This is a genomic window from Halohasta litorea (assembly GCF_024494645.1).
In the GTDB taxonomy this organism is placed as follows: Archaea; Halobacteriota; Halobacteria; order Halobacteriales; family Haloferacaceae; genus Halohasta; species Halohasta litorea.
Window position 1 is genome coordinate 42,278 of the sequence record NZ_JANHDJ010000006.1, and the last position, 23,276, is coordinate 65,553.

The 23,276-nt window shown below is 57.4% G+C and carries 41 protein-coding genes; 39 read left to right on the plus strand and 2 right to left on the minus strand.

Annotated features, from left to right (window positions below; translation table 11 throughout):
• Positions 1-30: 30 nt before the first annotated feature.
• Positions 31-504 carry a hypothetical protein gene (locus tag NO877_RS14110; protein ID WP_256396993.1) on the minus strand — a complete coding sequence of 158 codons (474 nt, stop codon included), beginning with the start codon at positions 502-504 and terminating at the stop codon, positions 31-33.
• Between the two features lie 202 nt (positions 505-706).
• Here NO877_RS14110 and NO877_RS14115 point away from each other — a divergent pair, with 202 nt between their 5' ends.
• From NO877_RS14115 to NO877_RS14305, 39 genes are all read left to right on the plus strand, one after another.
• Entirely contained in the window at positions 707-1,180 is a 474-nt protein-coding gene (locus NO877_RS14115; protein ID WP_048076027.1) for a hypothetical protein, read from the plus strand.
• A 37-nt stretch (positions 1,181-1,217) separates the two neighbouring features.
• Complete coding sequence (dcd, locus tag NO877_RS14120; protein ID WP_256396994.1) at positions 1,218-1,799, plus strand: dCTP deaminase; 582 nt, start codon at positions 1,218-1,220, stop codon at positions 1,797-1,799.
• A gap of 1 nt (position 1,800) precedes the next feature.
• The gene (locus NO877_RS14125) at positions 1,801-2,115 is read left to right on the plus strand and encodes a hypothetical protein (protein ID WP_256396995.1); all 315 of its coding nucleotides are present in this window, start codon (positions 1,801-1,803) and stop codon (positions 2,113-2,115) included.
• Positions 2,116-2,163: 48 nt separating this feature from the next.
• Positions 2,164-2,568 carry a DUF488 family protein, N3 subclade gene (locus NO877_RS14130; protein WP_256396996.1) on the plus strand — a complete coding sequence of 135 codons (405 nt, stop codon included), beginning with the start codon at positions 2,164-2,166 and terminating at the stop codon, positions 2,566-2,568.
• A 232-nt stretch (positions 2,569-2,800) separates the two neighbouring features.
• Entirely contained in the window at positions 2,801-3,868 is a 1,068-nt protein-coding gene (locus NO877_RS14135; protein ID WP_256396997.1) for a hypothetical protein, read from the plus strand.
• Between the two features lie 156 nt (positions 3,869-4,024).
• Positions 4,025-4,198: a hypothetical protein gene (locus NO877_RS14140; RefSeq protein WP_256396998.1), complete on the plus strand. Its 174-nt coding sequence runs from the start codon at positions 4,025-4,027 to the stop codon at positions 4,196-4,198.
• A gap of 46 nt (positions 4,199-4,244) precedes the next feature.
• Positions 4,245-4,616 carry a hypothetical protein gene (locus tag NO877_RS14145; protein WP_256396999.1) on the plus strand — a complete coding sequence of 124 codons (372 nt, stop codon included), beginning with the start codon at positions 4,245-4,247 and terminating at the stop codon, positions 4,614-4,616.
• 41 nt (positions 4,617-4,657) lie between these two features.
• Positions 4,658-5,089 carry a dual specificity protein phosphatase family protein gene (locus NO877_RS14150; protein WP_256397000.1) on the plus strand — a complete coding sequence of 144 codons (432 nt, stop codon included), beginning with the start codon at positions 4,658-4,660 and terminating at the stop codon, positions 5,087-5,089.
• A gap of 40 nt (positions 5,090-5,129) precedes the next feature.
• Positions 5,130-5,513, plus strand: a complete 384-nt coding sequence (locus NO877_RS14155; protein WP_256397001.1) for a YodL domain-containing protein — start codon at positions 5,130-5,132, stop codon at positions 5,511-5,513.
• Between the two features lie 4 nt (positions 5,514-5,517).
• Positions 5,518-5,934: a hypothetical protein gene (locus NO877_RS14160; protein WP_256397002.1), complete on the plus strand. Its 417-nt coding sequence runs from the start codon at positions 5,518-5,520 to the stop codon at positions 5,932-5,934.
• Positions 5,935-5,940: 6 nt separating this feature from the next.
• Positions 5,941-6,267: a hypothetical protein gene (locus tag NO877_RS14165; protein WP_256397003.1), complete on the plus strand. Its 327-nt coding sequence runs from the start codon at positions 5,941-5,943 to the stop codon at positions 6,265-6,267.
• A 161-nt stretch (positions 6,268-6,428) separates the two neighbouring features.
• Positions 6,429-6,785, plus strand: coding sequence for a hypothetical protein (locus NO877_RS14170; protein WP_256397004.1), 357 nt, complete (start codon positions 6,429-6,431; stop codon positions 6,783-6,785).
• 22 nt (positions 6,786-6,807) lie between these two features.
• A complete protein-coding gene (locus NO877_RS14175; protein ID WP_048076018.1) occupies positions 6,808-7,284 on the plus strand; it encodes a hypothetical protein in 477 nt (158 codons plus the stop codon).
• A 53-nt stretch (positions 7,285-7,337) separates the two neighbouring features.
• On the plus strand, positions 7,338-8,243 hold the full coding sequence (locus tag NO877_RS14180; RefSeq protein WP_256397005.1) for a hypothetical protein: 906 nt from the start codon (positions 7,338-7,340) through the stop codon (positions 8,241-8,243).
• A 59-nt stretch (positions 8,244-8,302) separates the two neighbouring features.
• Positions 8,303-8,542: a hypothetical protein gene (locus NO877_RS14185; RefSeq protein ID WP_256397006.1), complete on the plus strand. Its 240-nt coding sequence runs from the start codon at positions 8,303-8,305 to the stop codon at positions 8,540-8,542.
• Between the two features lie 2 nt (positions 8,543-8,544).
• A complete protein-coding gene (locus tag NO877_RS14190; protein WP_256397007.1) occupies positions 8,545-9,078 on the plus strand; it encodes a hypothetical protein in 534 nt (177 codons plus the stop codon).
• A gap of 8 nt (positions 9,079-9,086) precedes the next feature.
• Positions 9,087-9,638, plus strand: a complete 552-nt coding sequence (locus NO877_RS14195; protein ID WP_256397008.1) for a hypothetical protein — start codon at positions 9,087-9,089, stop codon at positions 9,636-9,638.
• A gap of 48 nt (positions 9,639-9,686) precedes the next feature.
• Positions 9,687-10,262, plus strand: a complete 576-nt coding sequence (locus tag NO877_RS14200; RefSeq protein WP_256397009.1) for a helix-hairpin-helix domain-containing protein — start codon at positions 9,687-9,689, stop codon at positions 10,260-10,262.
• A gap of 38 nt (positions 10,263-10,300) precedes the next feature.
• Positions 10,301-10,840: a hypothetical protein gene (locus NO877_RS14205; RefSeq protein WP_256397010.1), complete on the plus strand. Its 540-nt coding sequence runs from the start codon at positions 10,301-10,303 to the stop codon at positions 10,838-10,840.
• Between the two features lie 156 nt (positions 10,841-10,996).
• The gene (locus NO877_RS14210) at positions 10,997-11,812 is read left to right on the plus strand and encodes a LamG domain-containing protein (RefSeq protein ID WP_256397011.1); all 816 of its coding nucleotides are present in this window, start codon (positions 10,997-10,999) and stop codon (positions 11,810-11,812) included.
• A 5-nt stretch (positions 11,813-11,817) separates the two neighbouring features.
• Positions 11,818-12,546: a hypothetical protein gene (locus NO877_RS14215; protein ID WP_256397012.1), complete on the plus strand. Its 729-nt coding sequence runs from the start codon at positions 11,818-11,820 to the stop codon at positions 12,544-12,546.
• A gap of 94 nt (positions 12,547-12,640) precedes the next feature.
• Positions 12,641-12,916 (plus strand): hypothetical protein, encoded by a 276-nt coding sequence (locus NO877_RS14220; protein ID WP_048076010.1) that lies wholly within the window; start codon positions 12,641-12,643, stop codon positions 12,914-12,916.
• A 37-nt stretch (positions 12,917-12,953) separates the two neighbouring features.
• Positions 12,954-13,250 carry a hypothetical protein gene (locus NO877_RS14225; RefSeq protein WP_048076009.1) on the plus strand — a complete coding sequence of 99 codons (297 nt, stop codon included), beginning with the start codon at positions 12,954-12,956 and terminating at the stop codon, positions 13,248-13,250.
• Positions 13,251-13,254: 4 nt separating this feature from the next.
• The gene (locus NO877_RS14230) at positions 13,255-14,244 is read left to right on the plus strand and encodes a hypothetical protein (protein WP_256397013.1); all 990 of its coding nucleotides are present in this window, start codon (positions 13,255-13,257) and stop codon (positions 14,242-14,244) included.
• A gap of 35 nt (positions 14,245-14,279) precedes the next feature.
• Entirely contained in the window at positions 14,280-14,534 is a 255-nt protein-coding gene (locus NO877_RS14235) for a hypothetical protein (RefSeq protein ID WP_256397014.1), read from the plus strand.
• Positions 14,535-14,594: 60 nt separating this feature from the next.
• A complete protein-coding gene (locus tag NO877_RS14240; RefSeq protein WP_256397015.1) occupies positions 14,595-15,092 on the plus strand; it encodes a hypothetical protein in 498 nt (165 codons plus the stop codon).
• A 53-nt stretch (positions 15,093-15,145) separates the two neighbouring features.
• Positions 15,146-15,907, plus strand: coding sequence for a hypothetical protein (locus NO877_RS14245; protein WP_256397016.1), 762 nt, complete (start codon positions 15,146-15,148; stop codon positions 15,905-15,907).
• A gap of 28 nt (positions 15,908-15,935) precedes the next feature.
• Complete coding sequence (locus tag NO877_RS14250) at positions 15,936-16,427, plus strand: hypothetical protein (RefSeq protein WP_256397017.1); 492 nt, start codon at positions 15,936-15,938, stop codon at positions 16,425-16,427.
• A gap of 122 nt (positions 16,428-16,549) precedes the next feature.
• A complete protein-coding gene (locus NO877_RS14255) occupies positions 16,550-16,819 on the plus strand; it encodes a hypothetical protein (RefSeq protein WP_256397018.1) in 270 nt (89 codons plus the stop codon).
• Between the two features lie 92 nt (positions 16,820-16,911).
• Entirely contained in the window at positions 16,912-17,112 is a 201-nt protein-coding gene (locus NO877_RS14260; protein ID WP_256397019.1) for a hypothetical protein, read from the plus strand.
• Between the two features lie 112 nt (positions 17,113-17,224).
• The gene (locus NO877_RS14265; RefSeq protein WP_256397020.1) at positions 17,225-17,626 is read left to right on the plus strand and encodes a nucleotidyltransferase domain-containing protein; all 402 of its coding nucleotides are present in this window, start codon (positions 17,225-17,227) and stop codon (positions 17,624-17,626) included.
• A gap of 69 nt (positions 17,627-17,695) precedes the next feature.
• Positions 17,696-18,475: a transcriptional regulator TbsP domain-containing protein gene (locus NO877_RS14270; RefSeq protein ID WP_256397021.1), complete on the plus strand. Its 780-nt coding sequence runs from the start codon at positions 17,696-17,698 to the stop codon at positions 18,473-18,475.
• 2 nt (positions 18,476-18,477) lie between these two features.
• A complete protein-coding gene (locus NO877_RS14275) occupies positions 18,478-18,642 on the plus strand; it encodes a hypothetical protein (protein ID WP_256397022.1) in 165 nt (54 codons plus the stop codon).
• Positions 18,642-18,911 (plus strand): hypothetical protein, encoded by a 270-nt coding sequence (locus NO877_RS14280; RefSeq protein WP_256397023.1) that lies wholly within the window; start codon positions 18,642-18,644, stop codon positions 18,909-18,911. The genes NO877_RS14275 and NO877_RS14280 overlap by 1 nt, the downstream gene beginning before the upstream one ends.
• Before the next feature lie 199 nt (positions 18,912-19,110).
• Positions 19,111-19,734, plus strand: a complete 624-nt coding sequence (locus NO877_RS14285) for a hypothetical protein (RefSeq protein ID WP_256397024.1) — start codon at positions 19,111-19,113, stop codon at positions 19,732-19,734.
• Positions 19,735-20,049: 315 nt separating this feature from the next.
• Complete coding sequence (locus tag NO877_RS14290; RefSeq protein ID WP_256397025.1) at positions 20,050-20,340, plus strand: hypothetical protein; 291 nt, start codon at positions 20,050-20,052, stop codon at positions 20,338-20,340.
• 131 nt (positions 20,341-20,471) lie between these two features.
• The gene (locus NO877_RS14295; RefSeq protein WP_256397026.1) at positions 20,472-21,092 is read left to right on the plus strand and encodes a hypothetical protein; all 621 of its coding nucleotides are present in this window, start codon (positions 20,472-20,474) and stop codon (positions 21,090-21,092) included.
• 2 nt (positions 21,093-21,094) lie between these two features.
• Complete coding sequence (locus tag NO877_RS14300; RefSeq protein WP_256397027.1) at positions 21,095-22,192, plus strand: hypothetical protein; 1,098 nt, start codon at positions 21,095-21,097, stop codon at positions 22,190-22,192.
• 46 nt (positions 22,193-22,238) lie between these two features.
• A complete protein-coding gene (locus tag NO877_RS14305; RefSeq protein WP_256397028.1) occupies positions 22,239-22,682 on the plus strand; it encodes a hypothetical protein in 444 nt (147 codons plus the stop codon).
• A gap of 43 nt (positions 22,683-22,725) precedes the next feature.
• Here NO877_RS14305 and NO877_RS14310 read toward each other — a convergent pair whose 3' ends face one another.
• A complete protein-coding gene (locus tag NO877_RS14310; RefSeq protein ID WP_256397029.1) occupies positions 22,726-23,139 on the minus strand; it encodes a hypothetical protein in 414 nt (137 codons plus the stop codon).
• Between the last annotated feature and the right edge of the window lie 137 nt (positions 23,140-23,276).

The window sequence follows — 23,276 nt, forward strand, 5'->3', positions numbered from 1 at the left end:
AGTTCCGGTCAAGTAACCACTCGATGCTGCCTACCGCCTCATCTGCCAGACCTTCCAGTCGTCGCCGTCCGTCCGGACCTCAAGTGTAACTTCGCTCCGCCGGACAACACCCTCCTCTCCCGTGAGAACGAGGAAGAACGCAACCACGGCACTCGAATCACCCTCCTCGACCAGCTCAACATCTTCGAGTTCGTGCGTATACGCTTCGAATGACGACACCACTTCGTCAGTGTACATTGGCGCGGGGCTCTCAGGATGGAGCAGCCCATTTGCCATCTCAAGGTCTGGCGCGTAGAGAGCATCGTAGAACGTCTCTACAACCGTGACGGGGTCGTTACTCTCTAACGTCACCTTCGCCTCGTCATCCGCTTCTTCGGGTGACGGATCAGTCGCTTGTTCCCCCACGTCACTGTCGTTTTCTTCGCTGGTTTCACCACTTTGACCACCCTGATCGGGGGCCTCATCGCGCTCTGGCTGATTATCTGAACCGCTCCCTGGAAGCACATCGCTCCCCCCGATGCCCAAACAGCCGGACAGAGAAGCAGCAAACCCGATACTAGATGCTAGAAATACCCGTCGGCGCATGATTCGTTCATATCGTACATTGACACACCTCTATCTGAATCTTTCGGCGTGATGGCCGTTACAGAGAGATAATCGGACGGTACACTTTTATCGGTTCTCTGGGACTCTCCTGTAGAGGCAAATGAGCGAACCAGAACATGCGGCCAGCAGCGCAGAGGACACTCCAGAGAGTCCGGACACCACCGAAGCAGAGACCGACAGCCCACAGCTGTCTGATGACGAGAAGCTCGCGAATCTCTCCAAGCTCACTGGGAAGGACCCGATCAAGAAGCCGCCCAAGCTTTCGTTCCGAGCGTCTGCGGCGATCGCTCCAACCAGCAGCGCAGTCGACTTATTCGAGGGGTACGAGGCTGTCACGTACATTTTCGACGATGACGAGAACACACTCTGGATCGTCCCCCTCAACGAGTACGACGAAGACGATTCCTCGAAGAAGAGCATCAGCAATGACCCCCAAGATGGCTTCAACGCTCGCGCCCTGTACGAGCGACTCGACCTGAACTACGAGAAGGCCCGACGCTTCACATGTGAGTGGGTCGATGAACATGAAGCCGTCAAGGTCGACATGGACCAGACTCCCGAAAAGCACGGATAACGCAGCGAGCAGCCAGCCCCACCGACCAGTCACATCCATGATCCTCTCAGACACCGACATCCTACATCGGTTAGAACAGGGCGACCTCGTGATCGACCCGCTAACCGACATCGACCAGCAAGTCCAACCATGTAGCGTCGACCTCCGGCTGGGCAGTACGTTTCTGGAGTTTAACCGAACCCAGATCCCCTGTATCCACCCAAACAACGTCGATGAAGTGAACCAGTACGTCTCCGAAACCCACGTCGACAACGACAGTGAGTTCATCCTTCATCCCGGTGAGTTCGCCCTCGCAACAACCATCGAATCGGTCACTGTCCCCGACGATCTCGTCGGGCACGTCGAGGGGCGGTCCTCGCTCGGGCGGCTTGCGATAATCATCCACGCCACGGCAGGCCTCGCGGATGCCGGGTACTCGGGGCAGATCACCCTCGAACTCTCAAACCTCGGCGCTGCGCCAGTCGCACTGACGCCGGGTATGCGGATCTCGCAGATCACGTTTACTCAGATGACGTCGCCTGCCGAGAGGCCGTACGGCTCAGAGCGCGGGTCGAAATATCAGGGCCAGTCCGGCCCCGAGCCATCTCGCATCGGCGACGACCCTGAGTTCACCGCGTAACATGCCCCTGTTCGACCTCATCGCCGAATCGCTCTCTCAACCGGGCGTCGAGGCGTTTTCGATCTTCGCCCTCATGGCAGGCGCAGCTACCCTTGCTGAGTTTGACCGCCTGAAAGCCCACACTCTTGCGCTCGGTTGGACCATCGTCCCGCTGGCGTGGGGTGGTTTACTCCTTACAGAGACAGGGTCGCTGGGTCTCGCATTCGTTGGGGCAGCCTCGCTTTGGTTTCTCCCCGGTCTCGGATTCGTTCTTCCCGTACTTCTCCTACTTCTGATCCCAATCCAGGTTTACTATCGGGCTTCCCAACCCGCGTAAAGCAGCGATTCGGACACCTTCATTACCCTCGCCACCTGATCTCTGAGCATGGAAGGACTCCACGACACCTATCACGCCGCTCTCCAGCACGGTCACGTCGTCCCTGACGACGATGACTACGTCGTCGGTGTCGTCCGCGAGCCGATGTACGGCATCCAGGCCCACCTCGACACCAACATCACCGCCCTCGCCCCACCGCGTGACCTCCTCACCGAGTTCAAGGAACTCGCCGACGAGATTGGCCACAACGACGCGATCGACGCCTGCGACTTCGAGCAGCGATACCGCGCTCACCTCGAGGGCGACACCCAGCGTCGGGCGATGCGAGATATCCTCTCGATGCTCCCCGAAACCGCCGTCTACCTCGTGTGCTACGAGAATACCGACGACAAGATCTGTCACCGGACGTATCTCAAAGACGAACTCGAGCAGCTTGCTGACGCCACTGCGTGAGGTGGTTTTTGCTCTCCGGGGAGAGTGAGAGATATGGTTGGACAATCCAAAGACGAACGGGGTTGCTAGCCGATGACCTACATGAAATCGGTGATCTTCCGATGCGACGGTGAAGGATGCCCGAAAACAACGGGCTACGCATGTTGGACCGCCACCAGAGAGCGAGAGAAGGCCCGCGAAGACGGATGGACAAACCGTGGGAGCGAAGACTACTGTCCAGACTGTAGTGAAAATGACAACTAATGCATCTAACAACGGAGAATCAAGCGATGCTGAACAGCAGGACGCCGAGGGATTCGCAGAACTCACAGCGATGGAGGAGGAGATGGAAGCCGAAAAACGAGAGGCATTAGAGGAGATAGCGAAGTTCTCCGTCAGCCCCCCTTCAGAGCTCTCCCGGTATCAAGACCGGTTCGCTGACGGACTCCCCAGTGATTTCAGACCGGAAGTCGTGGAGTTCTTCGATACCCGGAACCGCCTTTCCCATTGGTTCCCCCGCTTAGAGCCGCTCAATATCCCAACCATCGACACCCAGATCCTCGAATTGGAGGGTGGGGGTGGGGGAGAGTTCCTCGAGGAGGAAGAGATCGACCCGATCGGCATCATCATGACTGAAGACCCCGAGCCGGTCTTCAAATTCTTCGGTCAGCCAGACTTCAGCGTGATTACCTCCTTCGTGGAGAATACCGACAACAAGCAGGCATTCCTCCGAAGTGACTACAAATCCGCAACAAACCTCGGAGACGGGAACCACATCGAGGTCAACTCACGGGCCGAAATCGTGAGGACGGTCATGCACCAGCTCCAGGATCGGCTCATGGCTGAGATGCCACCATTCACCCCACTTCCCATCCGCGAACACCTCGATTTAGACTTTTACCCAGACGGCCGCTACACCCTCCACCCCGAAGTCCGGTTCTTCATCGCTGATGGCGAAGTGCTGTATCATTTTCCCCGCGTCGACAAGGAGACGTTCGCGAGAGCAACTGATGGGGCCGCACACTACGAGCGCGTGATCGACGCCATCGACGATAACATTGACCAGTTGTACGAGTGGGCGTCCCGAGCCGCCCAAGAGTTCGACGACGCCTCTTGGTCACTCGACTTCGTGATGGACACCGACGACAACTGGTTCGCAACGGATATGGCGCTCAACACGCTCTATTACAGCTCGGAAAAGAACCGCTGGCACAACCTGAGTGAGCACGATACGGGGAGTCCATACAACCTCGAAGAACAGGTCGGTGATACCTTCCCGGAACCGGAGATCCCTAACGACGGCGGAGAATCAACGCGATAGTGCCAATAAACGCGCTTCGAAACGTAAACGGACCCATGACCACAGTCCACACTAGAACTGACACACTCAATACTCCCACAGGCAGCAGAGTGTTTTTGCTCACCGAAAGGAGGTGAGTGTTGAGTGATACACCCGGCTCTGAGACTCCACCCACCAATGACCTTCAGTCACATTCATCGTGAAGAGGCGCGTCACGTCGGCGATCCCGACGACGCCAGCATCAGCGAGTTGACCGGCGTCGCCCCACCCTGTAAGCAGTGTGGAGAAGAGCCCGGCACCGACACCGACCGTAACGGCGATCCCATCTGTCCGGATTGCCCCAACGACTGAATCGCACCCAGAGAACCACCACGCAGATCCGCTCTCACAACCCACCATGACCTCACTAGAAGACCTCAGCGAAGGCGACCGCCTGTATATTGACGATACCGACACCATCCTCACCGCCACGTCCATCGACGCCGACTTCGATACCGAGGGACTCCCCGATGGGACCGTCACGTTTGATGACCAGGGCGAGGAATTCACCACCGACGCCGAGACCGTCGATATGGACCTCCACACTGGAGCGATGTCCATTGTCGACCCGGCGGTGATCGAGAACGCAAACCAGATCCTCTTCGAGTTCGCTTCGAGTGAGATATCCACATACGCCGCCACCGTCGGACGTGGACACGACTTCAACGGCATTTCTCACGTCGACACCGTCCGCGACCTCGCGATCGCAACCCAGTTCGCAGCAGAGTAGCCCGCCGCGACGTTTTTGACCGTCAAGCGAGCAGAAAAACCATGAACGAAATCATCCCCCACCTCCACATCGGCGATGCCCGAACGGCACGCGCACTGTCTGAAATCGACAACCCATTCGACGAGGTGGTCACAGTCGGTTACGCTCGGGTCCTTGGGAGGGAATGCCCACGCGAATCTACAACGGGCGATGAGTTCGTGTTCCCGGACGGCCCCCACGAGTACGAAACGTTCGAGGCGGCCGCTGACTACGTGCTCGACGCCGTCGAGAGCGGGGAGGTGACCTTCGTTCACTGTCAGGCCGGCGTCTCGCGCAGCTGTTCAGTCTGTGCCGCGGTCCTCGCGGTTCATTCGGGCGGCGACGTCGACGAAGCCCGCAGACGAGTGAAGCAGGTGCGGCCTCGCGTCGATCCAGAACAGGAGGTCTGGTCGAGCGCCACCCGCTACGTCGACGAACACCCCCGGACCGACTGAGATTTTTTGTCTCCCGGAAGTGGGACAGAGGAGTTCATAGATGTCTACTAACCCATCTCGCGGATACAGCACCATCCACCACCTCCCGTTCGAAAACCGGGAACTCCGACACCAAGTCGGATACGGTGATCGCGACCCCGACGAGGAGACCTTCGAGACAGCGTATCGCCCAGCAGAGACCATTCTCGACGTGACTGACCGAGACCGAGCGTACCACCACGCGCAAGGCGAGATCGTCAACACCGTTCAGGATGCCCGACACATGGTCCGGTCAGCCTCTGTCGGAGACATCATCGAAATCGTCTACCCATCCGATCGCCGTGAGTTCCATCTCGTCGACGCGATCGGGTTCACCGAGTTGGAGTTCGAAGCACCAGCAGAACCCACCCACGCCAGCTCATCGAAGCCCCCGGCAAGCACCTAAGCAAATGCAAGAAACACTCACTACGAACGACCGCCCGAACGAAGGCCCAGCGCCGAAAGCGGACAGCGTCTCCAAACGTTGGAGCGTTACTCGGCAGAGTTCGCTCCGGACGACGTACCGCTACCACAAGCGACTGGACGGCGTCCGAGTCTCGATCCACGTTTCGACACCCCAGGACGGGACGTGGCTACTCGACGCCACGATCGAGGTCGACCCACGAGGCCGAGCGTTCCTCCCGACGCTCTCTAGAGGCTACGAGAGCCGGCCCGAAGCCGAATTCGCCGCGGTGAGACTGATCACGGGACTCAACTCCGACGTGATGGTCCGGCAGTTTATCATCGGCCAGTCGAATCCCTTCCGCGAACGTGAACTCTCGACAGTTACTACCATACGCCAGGCCCTCGAAGCGGACCTACAGTAGTCACCCATGACACCACCGCCGCCCACTGGCCCATACGCCGACGCACTCGCAGACACCGACCTCCGTTTCGCGTTCTCCCGGATTGGAAGCCTCATCCGCGAAGGCGTGTACAAGCAGTTTCCGGAGAACTGCCCGGAATGCGGCGGGGGCGTCCTCGTTAGCCACGGCGGCGATCGCGTTCGATGCTGGGCCAACCGCGGCGTCGACGACTGCGGATGGAACGAAACGCGCTGTCACGACTGCGGGGTCACTCCATCAGGGTGGTTCACCTACGTTCAAAACGGCGACCTCCTGAACCCTCCTTGTGTCCAACACAGGGGCTACCCGCTCTGACTCACCCCCCGTGTGCGAGATGAAATTCGCACTCAGAAACGTGGGGTGAGAGCACACGAACACACCCCCAGCCGACTGTTTTTACCCCCCAGAGAAGTGAGGGGGACCCTTGAGGAGTCCGACACCGGACACAGCGTTCTGAACACCCCCGAAAGCACACCATGAGACCAGTTCCAATCGTCAGCGACGAAGAAGCCTCAGCTGTCCAGCACGCGATCAACGTCCACATCGACCACTACCACGACATCGACGAGGACGACAACGCTGAAACGCTCAGAGACGCCCGTGACTCGGTTCACGAAGACCACGTAATCCCCGCCGACGCAGTCAGTCTCGTCTGGGAGATCCTCGTCGAGCACGACCACTTCGCGATCGCGATGCAGTCTGACTACAACAATGGAGAGGATGGCCCGTACCTGCTCAACGTTCTCACCTCCATCGTCGCGTTCAACGGCGATCACCTCTTCGAGACCTACGAGCAGTTCCGCGAGCGAGCCGACGTCTCCGTCGCGCAGTGACCACCGGCCTCACCAAAACACCATGATCAACCCAATCGCAATCGTCTATCTGGACAACGCAGAAGTCGACACGGCCGATGGCCGCGAAGATGGCGTGTTCCGCATCGCTGTCTGGGACTGGCAGGAGTTCGACGACGACGGAACAGCCACGATGAAGCTCCACACGAACAACGGCGATGTCTACGTCGACAAAGACGATGTTCGAGACATCGACGAGTTCACCAGCTCGCACACGCTCGAACATGGCCACGTCGTCTCCCTCGGTGGGGAATACACGATGGACTACGATAACCGGCAGTTGGAAATCCCGGAGGGAACACAGCTCACCGTGAGCGCGATCCGCTACGCACCCGACGGCCCCCACATCGAGTTCGACTGTGAGTTCCCCGACGACTCGGGGCCGCTCAACCAAGAGCGATTCCAAGAGATTCCGACAACGATCTACGCCTTCGCGATGGACAACCTTCTCGAGGATGGCGGTATGTCTCAGGGGCACTAAGATATCAAGCGACACACTTAGGGAGTAGATTATCTTCTGAGTTTTTAGCACCCATGCCAACAATCAACTCATACAAAAACGACCCTGGTTACTACATCCGGGCTTGGACCTCCGAGCTGGGGAACATCAACTACCAGCTCAAGCCTCAAGGCTGGGATATCATCAACGACTGGGATAGCCTCCCAACTGACGGCAGCATCTCTTGGCAGCAGATTAACGCGCTCAAATCTGTCGGTGTGGTGTACACCGACGATACTGGGGTTATCCACCCCGACGACGAGAAGTTCCAACCAGACCCCGACCAAATCGATTCGACCGATCTGACCAGCGAAGAGGTGGAGTCCTTCTTGGACGCGATCCGCACTAATTGTAGTCTCTCATCAGAACAGATATCCGCACTATACCAAATATTCGGTATTCAGCCACCTGAAACCGAGGTTGACGAACAATTCGAAGGCGCAGTCAAATCTCTCAAAGCAGACCTAAAAGCCGACATCTCTGCTGGCAACATACCGGTCAACGAGACGCTTCCTCTGACACGGGCTCAGAAATTTTTCCGTGTCGATCCAGACGACGGGACCACGAAGCGGGACGATGTTGAGGTCGTTTGTTTCGTCTTGGAAGCAGAAGATGTTGAAGAAAGAGGCGTTGAGTTTGAAGAGACGGAGGAGATGAACACTGTGGCCGTGACGATAGTCAGCCCTGGCACAGGCGAAGAACAACACCGTGATTTCGTGATGCACTTCATCTTCTTCAACGACACCGAAATCGCCGCATGGTCTGCTCTTAGCTCTCAGGAACTGACGTGGGAGATCCGATCAGAGTTGTTTGGCCAGATCAGCACCATACTCCCACCCACTGTCGATGCTTTAACCGACTCAGGCACCACCATCAGCGAGAAACCGTCCAACTTCGACATCTCGTTCACACATGAGGACCTGAAGCTCATCGAACAGTAGAGGGTTTCTGCCCTCCGGTGGGGGGTGAGAGGTCATCAATTGTGAATTACGGAGATCAGATGAAGTTCGTTGCCAGAGACGGCAGCACCGTTCAACGATTCCTCCTGGTTCGGTCTGCGGGAGCGACCAGTTCGGGCTATAAACTCTACGGATACGACCCCGAGGAGAACGCCCGCAACTTCCTCGAAGACTTCGGGATCGACGGCCACCCCAACCACCACGCGGAAATCCAAGCCGCGAAGCGTAAGATACGGTTCTACGCCGGCCCGAACGCCGACATCAGCACCCACGGGAGTTAACCATGCTAGCAGATAGAGACCACGTCACGCTCGAACCGCAGGGCTACGATGGAAGCGAGACGTTTCCAATTCTGAATGGGCGTCGAATCGACGAGCTATCGATCCTGTTCAACATCCCCGTCGAAGAGCTCACTTCGAAGTACATGCTCAGACTCGAAGAACTCCGTGCCGACAAGACGTTCGAGAACGACTACGACGGGTACGACGTCTTTCACCTCAAGTGCCAGAAGGCACTTGAATCAGCTATCAACACGCACGACCCGCGGGTGAAAAACGCACGCGCCGACGACGTGGTCGCAGAAAACGTCGGGCACATGTACACAGAAGGGACGACCGACTGGTCAGAGTTGGCGCTTACGTGGCTCACTGAGTGGCTCCGCCTCTACAACAGCAATCTGCGATACAACACCAACGACCTCGCAGAAGGCATATTCGAGGCAATTCGCAACGCAGCCGAAAACGAGTATATCACGAGAGACGAAATCGATCACCTCGTCGATGTGGCCCTCTCTGAGGAACCCACCGACCACCAGTAGCCACTCTCATGCACCTCCACGAACACGAAGACACCCACCTCTGGGAGGGGTCTTTCGCGGCGCTGGCGGCCGGGCAGATCGACGCCGCCACCGACGATGTCCTGATCTTGGCCGAAGACGAGTCGGAAGTTCGCCGGCTTCACAGCGACATCGTGACCGAGTTAGGGACCCCAATCGCCCACGCCGAGACCTACGCAGGAGCGCAAGAAGAGCTCCCCTTTGACGTCGACACGTTCGATGTGACTGTTCAGGTCAATCCCTCCCGCAGCCCGTTCAAGCGACACCAACCGCTGTACCAAGCATCGGCCGTCACCCGCCCGAACGGGACGATCGTCTACAAAGCCCCCAGGAGCCTCGCACACAGCGAGGCGGTTGACATCGACACGATATACGCACTCAACTGGAAACACCACGAGACGCCCGCCCTCGCCGCTCTGATGACCGTCTCTCTAGAAGGCACCCTCGGGAAGACGAACCCCACCGCTACAGCATCGCATACTCGCCCGTCTCACGAACAGCCACCAGAAACCGAAGAGACAACTATCACGTCGTTCGCGTGACCCCCAAAGGCTATTATCCCCAGACTGAGGCAGTACACACAATCCACGATGTCAGCCACCACCGAAGCCGACACTGTAACAGCCGAAGCACAGACCCCGCTGTCTGAAGGACAAGTCTACACCGACAGCCGTGAAAGCGAGACACCAGAACCGGCCGAGACATACACCATCATCTTCGCCGATCACCAGACCGTCGTTCTCGAAGACAGCGGCGGACACCGTCGCTTCGAAAGCCGAGACCAGTTCGACACCGCCCGAGGCGATCGTTGGAAGTTCGCGGAAGACGCTCAAGCTGACAACGACTCGCCCGCGGTCACGACCCCAGAGCCGTTCATCTCCTCGTTAGCCGTTCTCCGTCAGTCCTACAAGGCGAGCGAAGAGCTGGATCCAACGGACACTCGTGCGGACACGATCACCGACGCCATCAACCTCATCTCGAAGAACACGACAGACCCCATCCCTCTGACCGAGATCGACGGGATCGGGGACCGAACAGCCAAGAACCTCCGCGAGGCTGGTGTCACGACCGAACTCGATGTCCACGCGGCCAGCGACGAGTTCCTCTTGGACCTCCCAGGAGTTGGGCAGAAGAACCTCACAAACCTGCGCCGGCACATCAACTAACCTCCGTAATCACTCAGCGTACATAGAACGCCCCAACAATGTGCCCAGCACCCCTAAGCAGTCTCAAGCCCGGACAGCTATTCTACGATACCCAACACGAGCAGAACGCCGTTGTGCTTGGGCACAACGGCATCGGCTGGTTATTCCAGTACGAAGACGGCGATATTGTTGAACTCGGTGGCCCAACCTACCCGAACTACCTCTCAGATCAGATGGTGTATATGCCAGCCTCACGCGAAGTTGAGCGGCGACGCCCTACACTGGACAAGGCCTGCCACCCAGCTGAGCATGTATTCTTCGCAGACCCAACCACACCTCACGAACGAGACGATGAATCAGTCCGCTGTGCCATTTGTGGTCTTGAGCGGGAGGTATTAATCGATGACTTAGGCCAGCCTTTCGACTTCATAAACATCCTGACACGCGGGAAATGCCAACACTGTAAAAAGGAAATCCCTCCCGGAGAGCCAGAACACGCCTCTCACACCGACTTCTACACTTGTACCGACTGCCACGATGAGGTCAAAGACATGTCTTGGGCAGAATACACAGCAGAGTTCGGACCGCTTTACCAATAATCTCCCTACCGACACATCGACCATGTGCTCACCGGTACTGTTTATACAATCTACTGGGTAGAGTCAACCACAGCACGGCCACAGATCACTCGCCTGAGGGATTGACACCGCCCCCGTAACCAACAGGACCCAAGCTATGGCCCACAGATCGCCCCTATGACCAATACCCCCCGTATCACGAGCGATCGGCGAGCTCCCAGAGATAACTCCACCTCTTGGGGAGGCGAGAGTGGGTGGGAAGGTGAGGTTGTTGATGCTCAGTACGTCACCGTCGCGAACGGAACTATCACTGCGGATCGTATTCGAGGCCCGACAGAGGGGCTCGTCGCACAGTGGACGTTCGAAGACCCGACCACCCCCGACGCAATCGACACTGTCGGGACCAACGACGGAGCGATCGACGGGGCGACGTACGCGGGAGCTGGGCGAGTCGGTGCGAACTCACTGCTGGTCGATCCCGGAAGTCGAGGGTCGGTCACGTTCACCAGCAGTGAGTTAGACATCCAAGGCTCATTCACGATCGCCGCATACGCCCGGATGGACGGAAGTGCCCTCGAAGGGTGGCAGCGGATCTATCAGAAGGGGCGGGGGAAGGATGACCGAACTGTTGAACTCTACGTCGCTGACAATAACAACAAATCGACAGGCCTCACCGGCTTTCGCGTTAACGAGGAAACGCCCTCCAAAGCCACACGCATCCACCACGAGCGCCCCGGATTTTCTTTCGGTACGTACTACCACTACACTGCCGTGTACGATGCGGTAAACGAATATCTCCGAGTATACATCGATGGAACGCTCCTCGACTCGGTCACTCATACAGATGGTATTGACTCGAACACACGACATACGATTGGAAACTGGGCAACCAACGGATCGCGCCCATGGAACGGAGGGATCGACGATGTTCGGATATACAACCGGGCGTTACCCAGAGCAGACGTCGAGAGCCTCTACAGCGCAGTCAGGTAACCGATATGGCAGATAAAACGCACCGTTACACATCACAAGCAAAACAGACCCTGCGGAATGGCGAGTTGCGATGGGGTGGCACCGCCGGGTGGGAACCAGAACTGGACCAACAAGAGGGCATCAAACTACAGGGTGGGCAGATCCTTCCCTCGGAAGCCAGAGGAGATCATACGTTCTCAGAAGATTTCGAGTCTGGTGACCTAGATGATTGGGACGTTGAGCAAAGGTCAAGCGGTTTTAGCTGGCAGCTCGCTTCTGAGCCCACCCACTCAGGAAACTTCGCCGGGCGTCTCCATACTGATGGCAAAGGCTCCGTGCGAAGGCCAGTTCCGGAAACAACGGCATCTGGCCCCTACGTTGCTTGGATCCAGCAGACAGCTGACCCCTACGACGATGTGAAACTCTACTGGAAGTCCGCCGCTGAGGAGACACTGTTCAGACTGAACTTCAACCGGGAGACCACACAGAACGTCCACGTGAACCACACGAACAGAGGGTGGAGATTCCCGTCTAACACTTGGGTGCGAATCACCGTCTCCAATGTGGATTTCGGTAGTGGAACCTACAACTGGAAAATCGACCGCGAGGATGGTCATGTATACGACTCAGCTGAAGCAACGTTCGACCCATTAGTCGCTTCGGAAGTGGGGCAGTTCTGTATCCATGCCTCCCACTACGGCAAAGGGACCGGCAACTTCTACGTCGACGATATCAGCATCAGCGACACCGCATAACCCCAACATAGGTCCACAACGACAGGGGTGTTTTTACCTCTCGGGGGTGGGGAGAAGAGTTAGTAGAGAAAGGCGACTCTGAGAAACCACCACCATGTCCACTGAAGATACTCACCACGACAGCAGCCCGCAGCGAGAGCTCGAACCAAACGAAGTCCCCCTCTCCACGCTCGACGTTGGAGACGTCTTCTCGTTCAACGACGACGACCCACGATACGAGCTGATCGACATGAAGTTCCTCGGCGAACACCGCGATAATGTCTGGGCGTACGCCAACGCAGAAACTGGCGAGTTCGAAGGACTCATCCGCGACGGCGCGTGCCCCGCTCACTTCCCCGAACCTGTCGTTCCCCACGACACCGAGCAGTAACACTAGATCGCGTCTCTCCTCCCCGTAGCAAGACCCTATGAACGGAACTACCTACCAGCAGGCAGAACAAGACGTGTACTACGTACACGGTATCATCGAAATAAGCGACGACGCTGCTCAACGAGGCGGATTCATCGACGAATTCGACGACGCACACACCGTCGAGCAGTCTCGACCTCGCGTTTTCGACATCGGGTACCACGTAGTAGCTCCAACGAGCAACGAAGCCTACCGCCGGGCAGCCAACCTTATCCACGCGAAAGCCGCTGTGGGTGGCTACTCCGGCGAGTACAACCTCGGATCGCTCCTCCCCCGAATCGCGGCCACCGACTAACACCATGCCAGACACCCACGACGCCGATCACGAGTTCAAAGGCACCTGGCGGTGGCCCGCGCCGTTCGAAGCGTGGGTCGAATCGCTCATTGCCGACGTCGACGGACCGATAGCCAACATCGCGGCTGGGCTCTCCCCCCTCGGGACCGTCCGGATCGACATGAAGACGCCAGTCGAACTCATCGAGAACCTCCAAGCCGAGTCCAGCACTACACTCCAAGATGCTCGCGAGTATCTCGCCGATCTCATCGTCGGGAACCCGCCGATCGACGTCGTCGGATCACTGTATACAGCCGACAATCCTTCAGAACACCCGGCAGCAGAGTACATCCTGACGAACAACACCGTCCGAGCAGACGTGCTAAGCGATACGCTCCCGTTCGACGACGACACATTCGCTTTCGTCATCTGTGACCCCCCCTGGCTCAAGTTGAATACTGCCCGGAGGGCTCGCCTCTTCGACGAGTTGATCCGAATCACCGAGCCCGGCGGGAGGATACTCTTCAATGCGTATTGGACGCCGACCGCCGACGGCCCTGTCACCCTCGACCGCCTCGTACCGAGACAAGACACCGATCGCTGGTCAGTCGGAACGCCGAACGTCAGTTGGGCCTCTCTCTACACCGTCCACGACTCCGTCCACACAGCGCGACATCTCTCGGCACCCCTCACCCAACGTGAGTTCACTCCATCTCCGTCTACTCTCGAGGAATCCACCCGCGCCCACCGACACTACGAGCTTACCCAGATTCACGGACACGACCCCGACAGCTTCGATCTCGATATCGTCGACCCCGCGACGACCGATCAGTGCTGTCCACAGTGTGGCCACACCGATCTGTATCCCGTCTCTCAAAGCGAGGTCAACACCAGTTCTGAAGCCCGACTCTACGAATGTGCCAACTGCCAGTTCCGTTCGTTCCCCGACGAAACGGACCAATCTCCGGCCCAAGCCACCATCTCAAGTGCCGCTCCGAAGCGAAGCGTCGCCTGAGAAATTGTTTAATAATAGGGGTGAGAGCGGGTAGTATGGACGATTCGCTGCTCACCAGCTACCTCGCCGTATGGAGTAAAGCCAGAGCAACACTCGAAGAGCAAACCGCCCACGGAGCATCGCTCTTCTACAGTAGCATCCTTTTCGTTGCCTCTCTATCTACTCTCCTGTTCGTCCTCAATATCGCAGAACTCGTAACCGGAACGACAGTTACTCTCTGGATACACGGGCTCGCATACCTCCTCGCAGGCTGCGCCGGACTTGTCGGCTGGCGGTATGGGAAGCTCTAGTCCAATAACCGGCACACCGCGTGAGTTTTTGAGACCCGATGGGGGTAGAGGATATAGATAATGAGCCACACGAAGACTCTGACCGCACGTGAAGCGTACCATGATTCGCTCCAGTTTTTCGAAGAGATCAAACAGAACATCGGCCACGGCATCATCAACGGCAAGTCCACCGTTAGCTTCACCGAAAAGCTCGAGCCGGAGGAAGACTTCCAGATCCGCCTCAAGGCGACCCACGCCACCTTAGCGATGTTCGTCAAGCGGTATCGCGCAGCCGAATTCACCTTCCACACCGAGCGGGCTCCCATCGATGGATACCCCGAAACAGCCCGCCAGAACAACCCACTCGTCACCCACTACGCTGAGTTCACCGTCGACTTCACCCCGTACGGGACCATCTTCGGAGGCCACAGCGACGACAACGGCGGCAACGCCACGAAGCAGACCTGTTCGTCACACCGAGATGGAAACGCCCTCACCGGCCCCACTGGACCGGCAACACCGGACACACCAACCGGCCCCATGGCCGAACAGACATCCGCTGTACAGTCGTTAGTATAAAACGTGTTGATAAACGAATAATATAAGAACGTCAACCACCCAAAATTTCTCAGATGGACATTAATGATATCTTTGCGCCTAATCGGTACCCCCGCGGCAACTACATCGAACGGGATGAGAAAATCGACCACAGTAAGCTCGATGAAACCCTCCCGGATGGGAACACCCACATCGTTGGCCCCTCCGATTCCGGACGGTCAGCTATTGTTCAACACCACCTCTCAGGCAGTCATCCTCTCGTCGTCGACGGCGTCGAAGTGACGACTGTTGGAGACATGTTCAGTCACTTCCTCAACAACCTGATCAGCAAGCCCGTTCCGCCAAGGCACGAAATAACCGAGCCCGACCTCCAGTCAATCACGAGATCTGAAAAACTCGTCCGAGGGGCAGTCAAAGACCGGATCGAGACTGGCCACTACACGCTCGTTTTCGACGACTTTGGGGAGATGCCCAGCGGAATCCAAGAATACGTCGCCGACTGGATCGAGGACTACGTCGACACCGAGATCGGCACCGCCACGATCGTCAGCGACGACAACAAGGACGCCGTGTACGAAGCGAACCCCAACCTTCGCGACCAGCTCACCGTTACCCACATCCCCGAGTGGGACCAACCGAGCCTCAAACAGATCGGGAAAAGCGGGTTCGAGACGGTCGGTGCCCCGATGGACGACCCCACTCTGGACAGTCTCGCAGACATGGCAGAGGGTTCGCCCACCCGAATGCACGAACTCTGTTTAGCGACGTTCATCGACATCGCGACAGAGCGGGAATACGACGTCGGCCAAGAATACCTGCCCAACGGAGTCAAGTAGATAGCCTGAGAACCAGCAAATAAGGAAGATGACCACCTCAGAAAAACAAATCGCAGATGACCTCCTCGAGTATCTTCGAGAGCACCCGTCAGTCTGCGCTGACGTAAGCGCACAGGGATACCATAGGCCGTGGGTCAGATACCGCGACGGTGCGTACCAGCTCGCCGGCTACGGGGAGATCGACCGAATCCACGCCACCACGCTGGACGAAGACCAAGCGATCACCCTGTTCAAACATCACCCCGTCCAGTTACTCCCGGTCAGTAAGGCCTACCGCTGGAAGCCCGCCACCAAGACCGTGTGGGACGACGCCGCCGAACAGGACGCATTTACGTCGCTCACACGCTGCTGGTGGTGTGGCTTCAGCGAGCGAACGACCGATCTATCCCTCTACGAAACCGTCGAGGACGGTAACTGCTGGATCTGTACAGACTGCTACGACACGTGGGACGACCAGGACGAACTGGTGAGAGAGCTCGACCCAGATCGCGTTCCAGACAGCGAAATCAGCCGGGCCTGACCCCGTAGAAGGTGGGGCTGAAGATCAGCTATTAGTTTCTATCCCCTGTGGGGGTGAAGGGTCAGAGAAACCAGCGTGTTAGTCCACTCTCTTCGTGAACTCTGCCCCCAAGACCACACATCATGGAAAACTGGACTGAAATGCCGAGCGAGCACCTGACGGGCAACGGCTACCGAAACATCATCCGCGGCTGGAAGAACACAGAAGCGCGCCTCAACAACGAAGTCCTCGTCTACCGCACGGAAGGGACCGACGTCGAGGCCACCGCCGAAGGCGAGTTCGCCGTCCAACATCCGCTCGACGAAGAGGGGCTGAACACCCACTTCTTCGATGACGAGGACGCCGCGCTCGACTACGCGAAGGAATACATGAAAGACAACCCGACGGTATAGAGCTACCAAGAGGCCGACACCAGTATCGGAACTATTGATAGCTCAGAAACACATTCGAAAACATCAATACTCCCCACATCAACTGACGGGGTATGAACCAGACGCCCGAGCCCGACATGCTCACCACTCAGTACGATTCGATCACGAGGGCACTCGACTCGCTCATCAAAGCCGGGACCTACGACAACTCGCTAGACGGAGACGACGACGAGCACATCTCAAGCGAAGCGTACACTGATGCCAAGTTCCGGTTTATGACGGTCTGCGACAGGCTCGCAGATTCGGACGAGTGACTTTCTTCAAAACCACAGCCAACCGGGCATCGCGATCGCACCAGATGTCGCTAGTGTCGATACTGGCCTCCGCAAGCGAATACACGAGGATAACCTAACAGAAACCGTCCTGATGTCAGGGCGGCCCACCACTCTCATAACTACCACCGGAATGGAAGACCACAACAGCGGAGTTGGTGTCGACAGCCTTGACGAACGGGAACTCGACCGCCTTTGCCATCGCCTCGTCCATGTGACCCAAGACGAACTCTCGACCAGTGCCGACTCGATACATATCACCGGCTCATTCGCACGCGGTGTCGCCACTCCCAACGAAAGCGACCTCGACATCCGTATCGTCACAGCTGGCTACGTCTCATCAACCGAGCTCTCCGATCTAACCGAACGAATCGAGTCTGAAGAAGATCCAGAACGTACCCCCGCAGAATGCGATTCGCTGGACATCCACGCGACCCCCTTCGAGTTACTTCACTCGGAACCAAGCGTCGAGATCTGGAGCAACGGGAACCGATAACAGCCCATTTTCTCAATACAAGGCAGGCACCAAATCCATTAAGTGCCCCCTCAGCAAGAATACAGAAATATGAGCCAACATCAGATCATCTCACAGGCACTCCCGAAAGGCGATACCCCAGTGTTGTGTGTCAACCTCCATTCAGAGCAGATCGCCACGCTCGCCGAAGACATGATCGCCGATGGGGATGAGCAGGTGGTTCACCTTCTGGCTGATGAGAGTCAAATCAAGGATGCGCTCTTTGACTTCATCACGGCCTCGAAAATCGCCGAACTGGTCGATCAGGGGCGGCTCGACATTCGGATACTTGACGAACCCGTCCAAAATGCCATCCTCACAACCGAATCCGAGGTCGTTGTACCGCTCATGAGCGGCCACACCGTCACGGGATCAGACGAAGACACCGCAACCTCGCTGTATACAGAATTCGAGACCACCTTCGAAGCCGCCGAATCCTACCACCTCCGGACACCAGCACTTTCGGAGGTGAAGGCTACCCTTCGCGAAGAGATCGGTGACGACACTGCCGACGAGTTCGAAGAAGTGCTCGCCCACGCCGAAGAAATCTCCAACACGAACGAGTACCTCGATATCGTCGAGGTCGCACTTCTGCTCGCTGCCCGGAACGAAGTCCTCTTGTACGACATCTCCCGGTGGGGCGAAGACATCGGCGTCGCCTCGAAGGCCACCTTCTCACGGACGAAGTCGGCGCTTGAAGAGGCCGGCTTGATCACGACAGAGAAGGTCCCCATCGACGTCGGCCGCCCACGACTCCGGCTCGTCGCTACCGAACAAATAGCCAACGCGGACCTAACAACGCTCTCCGAAGACATCACATCCCAGATCTAACCATGTCCGACACCAACGACACCGCGGAAGCAGAAGCCGCCGTGGGGAACGCACGAGCGTTCCTCTCGGACTTCGAAGACGAATCACTCGAGGTTCAGCATGGCGCTATTGAACACGCCATCAGCGAGTTACAGAACGCAAAACGCGCACTCCCGGACGAGAACTAATGTCTGATCCATATCTCTCGCAGTTTTCGACGGGAGATATGATCGAGGTCTCCTGCCGGAAGACCAGCATGGAGGTCCAGAAGGCAGAACCCACCCCCGACTGGGATGGTCGCGTCTACAAGGTGATCGCTGAGAACCGCTACGGGCGCTACCGGGTTACTGAAAACGAAGACGGCGAGTTCACGTTCTACGTGAGTTCGAGTAACTACTGGGGGAAGACATGGTCACCAGAGGAATCCGGCATCAGCGTTTCACGACCTGACGAGTAGCCCGATGTCCAACTCACGCGCCGAGAGGTGTGTTTTTAGACACCGACTGTGGATAGAGTGATGATAGATGTCGAGAGATAAGTTCACCCACAAGAGGCACGGAGACAGCGTTACTCTCGAGACCCGAGAGCATACCGACCACCCCGTCCTCGATTATTACGTCGCTGATCACTGCCCACGGGACGACTGCCGGTTCCGTGTGCTAACAGAGTACCAAGTCGACCATGACGTCGCCCTCTCGTTCGACCTCGATGAACGACTCGACGCCCTCCAAGCAGAGATCAGCCTCCCCGTCATCGACACCTACCACTCAGCGGGCGGCCACCAAGAAGGGCGAAAAGCCTTCCAGACGCTCAGAGAGGCGAAACTCTACATCTTCGGCCGATACGGCGGAATTGGAAACAGAAACGCAATCGGGAATCAGATCCGGAGGACCCACAGCCTGACTAGCGGGACGCATTCGCAGAACGCCCGAGAAGTCGATCACCCGATGATCTGCGCGATCGTCGACACCCACCAGGACAAGCCGGTCTACACGAATCTCGTCCCTCGCGATGACGACATCCCCTCGAACGCCCCCAGCTGGCGGAACTCCATCGAATCCCGAGTCAAATACCACCTCAACCCCCCGGAACACATCATCGAAAGCAAGCTCGGCGAAGACGACCAGTTCGCTCGGATCCCAGATGGCTACGAACACGACGCGCTCGCTTGGCACGTCGAGCAGGTGAGCCACTGGGAGTTCCAAATCCAAACGCCTGAGCTACTGCTTGAACAGGCCGATTACGAAACCGGCGTGGACTCCCTCAAACAACCAGCGTGAGCAAACGCGAACCCACCCCGTCACAGGACACCGCCCAGCGGATGAAGAGTCTCACAGAACTGTGGCGAACGCGCTGTCCGAACGGGCACTCTTCGTTCACTCACCGGCCCCAGGAAGAATTTTGGTACTGCAAGTCATGTCACGACAACCCGGATATCGACACGCACCGCCACACGTACCTCATCGATACGAAAAACGGGACACGGATCACCAAGTGAGCCAGCCCAACCACAGAGAATTCCCCATAGAACCACCAATACGGTGACGAGTTTAACACCCCATTAATTTTTGCCGAGGCGACACCAACTGAGCGTCATGGCCACACCAAACTACATCATCGTCCCCAAAGAAGACGGAAGTTACGTGGTTGGGGGTCGCGCATATCCTACCGAAGGCACGATCGGAGCCACGATTCTCCGGGAGCTAACAGACATCCCAGAGCGAATCGCCAACATCAGCGGGTTCGAGCCTGATGAATATGTGTTTTACTTCGATGGCCCGAGTGAAGGCTACATCAACCCAAGCAGCGTAGAGACCGTCATAAACGTTGAAACCCTCCTCGAGGAGGAACTCAACAAGTTGGACAAGTCGATCGAACACCCTTGACATCCTCCTCGCGCTGAAAGGGCGAGGCTTTCTCCTCGATTCTCCGTAACCCCGGCCCGGATCCTCTGTAGTGACGGGCACAGCAACCAGGCCCATCGAGTGGAGTTTGTAGCTACCATCTGGGGTAGAGTATGGATTCAGAAGGTACGCAGAGACGCCTCATCGATCAGCCGAGGCCAGATGTTGAATCGTTCACCCCGAACACGACTACCATCTCGACGATCGTGGAGATCGAAGCAGGTAGCGAGGCGAGGGCCAAGCAGGTCCTCGAGAAACTCCCTGCCGAGGTCAACAAGCTCGCGTTCAACGGGTGGCCCGTCTACAAATCTGACATGGAGCCGAACGACGACCCCGCAGTTGTTTCCCACTTCGATCACTCGATAGCGTGCTATCACGGCCACCCGCTGTATGAGTCGTCTCGGGGGCCGGGCATCCCCGAGGACTTCCCGGTCGAAGACAAGTGCGGCGGCCTCGCGTTCCATGTGACGAAAGACTACGACACGGCCATCTACCGATTCTTCGGCCCGTCGGTGACCGTCGCAGGAAGGCCCACCCACGATCAAATCGCCGGGACGTACGAGCTCTCCATCTCCGTGAAGAAGGACACAGAACGGACGAACCACATGCGGGGGCCGGGCAGGACCACCCACGATGTCCAGCTTCACCTCAACGGGATGCGTACTCGTGGAAGCATCTCCTACGGCGAAACCGTCATCGAACCCGTCAACAACACCGACACCGCCAGCGCGTAATCATGCAAGCAAAACTACCGGGAACTGACGACGTGGAGCAACCAGACCAGCCGAGGCCGCCAACGATCGAGAACTCCGAACAGTACGCACTTCCGAAGAAGGCGGATCTCCCCGACATTCCCGGCATCGTCTGGGGACTGTTCGACACTGACGGCGAGACGCGATACGTCAAAGGCGATACGCTAACCTCGCCAGCCGGCGTCGATACGGAACAACCACCACACGGAGAGCTCCCCGCGAACGCAGTAGTGGAAGGCGTCGGTGCCTACATCGAGTCTTACGGCATCGAAGAGATCGAGATCCCCGACTACTACAGCCGGTTCTCGGACTTCGAGCCCGTCATCAACACCTGGACAACGACGGCGACCGGGATTGGGTACGGAATCGAGCAGAACATGCTCCGGGGACTCGTCCGACTTGCCAACGGTTCCGGGCGAATTGACCACGACAAGACCCACGTCATCCTCTGTGAGAACGATACCGTCCTCGTCACCGGCCCCCGCGGTGCGTTCATCAAGGACCTCTGGGGAATCAAAGGCGACAGGACGGACGAGGAACCGCCAGCAGACGTGTATCAGAACGTCCGAGGGTTCTCCATGCCCGAAGAGAACGAAACCGCTCTCGAGAAGACTGAGGCGGTTCTCGACGCTCTCGAAACCTACACCGACTACGAAGTCAGCGAGTACCAGTTCAACCGTGACCGGGGAAAGCACATATTCCACACCACATGTGGACGCGAGTTCTACCCCCGAGGTGGCCCAATACTCGAAGCAGGACCCGCCTCATCGGTCGTCGGTGAGCACACTTACGACTACCGTGGAACCACCTACTCAGCAACGGTTGAGCCAGAAGACATCGATCACGGCATCGGAGACACCATCGCTCCAATGATTCAGACGACGAAGACCGTCCTCGGCTACACCGTCGATTGGAAGATCCGCGACTACGTCTTCTCCGGCAACGCCCGCTGCGTCGACGCCATCCTCTGTTACGTCACCCTCACTCACACACCCGCCGAGAACTCGGAGGGGGACGTCTACCTTGATTACGCCGTGAACTCACAAGGAGAGATCATCGAATCGTACGACCTCGACGACTAGCAACCACCAGCAGAGACACCCACACAACCACCACCCCACCACAACCATGGGAGCATACATCAACTTCAAACTGATCGACGAATCGCAAGCCGAAGAAGCCAACGAGTGGCTCAAAGAGCAACCAGAGCAGCAGGAACTCATCGAGATCGGACGGGGACAGATCCACTTCTGGTGCGAGGCAGATCGACAGCACGAACTCGCCAAAGAGGAACGCGGAGTCCCTGACTTCCACGACATCGGCGAAGCGCAACTGAAAGCCAGCGGCCTCGGCTACCACCGGTCAGACCGAATAAAGGGGCTCTGGGTCGACCTCTTCGAAAAACTCCACAACCACGACGAGTTCGGCGTGAAGCTTCTCAGCAACAGCTGCGGACTGAGTCACCACTACTTCTCCCATACGGAACTGCTGACGATCACCGATAACAAGGAAGCACTCTCGGATACTGGCTTCGACGACTTCGAAGAAGAGCTCGCTCAAGCGGCGGCGTGAAACGCCCTTACCGCAGTTCAAGTTATCCAGGCAGACCCTATTATTAGGGTTGTGCCTCACCTGGGTGCCGTGGATCGGCACCATCCGGGGGCCATTTTTGCTCAGAGCCTTGGTAGGCGCTTGGATCGTCGTCGGGGTGAAGTTGGTGCTGCCCGATCCAAGCCTCAAACATGATGTCCGGCTCTTCACCCTCATACCCGTGAGTGTGATGAACTCGGAAGTTCGTTCCGTTTTGGCCAGCAGGGGTGACCCGATCGCTTCTGATGTATCGCACATCGTCCGCTCGAAGAGCGACGTACTCAAAATCCATCGAACCGTCTTCTCCATCATCCGACGGCTGGACGATTTCTGCTGTAAGCCACTCCGCACCAACCAGCCGAACTACAGCGTCAACGTTGAGTTCATCACCATTTGTGAAGCAGACCGTCACCTCGTTTAGCATGTCGTCATCAGACATACTCTGATCGTATCATCATAGGGTTAAATACCTTCCCCGTCTTCACATATATACCCCTATATAAAGAAACGCCAAATTAGCAATTTTAGTATATAAACCACCCCCGCCAAAAGTAGGTTTGTACGGCTCGCTTGGAG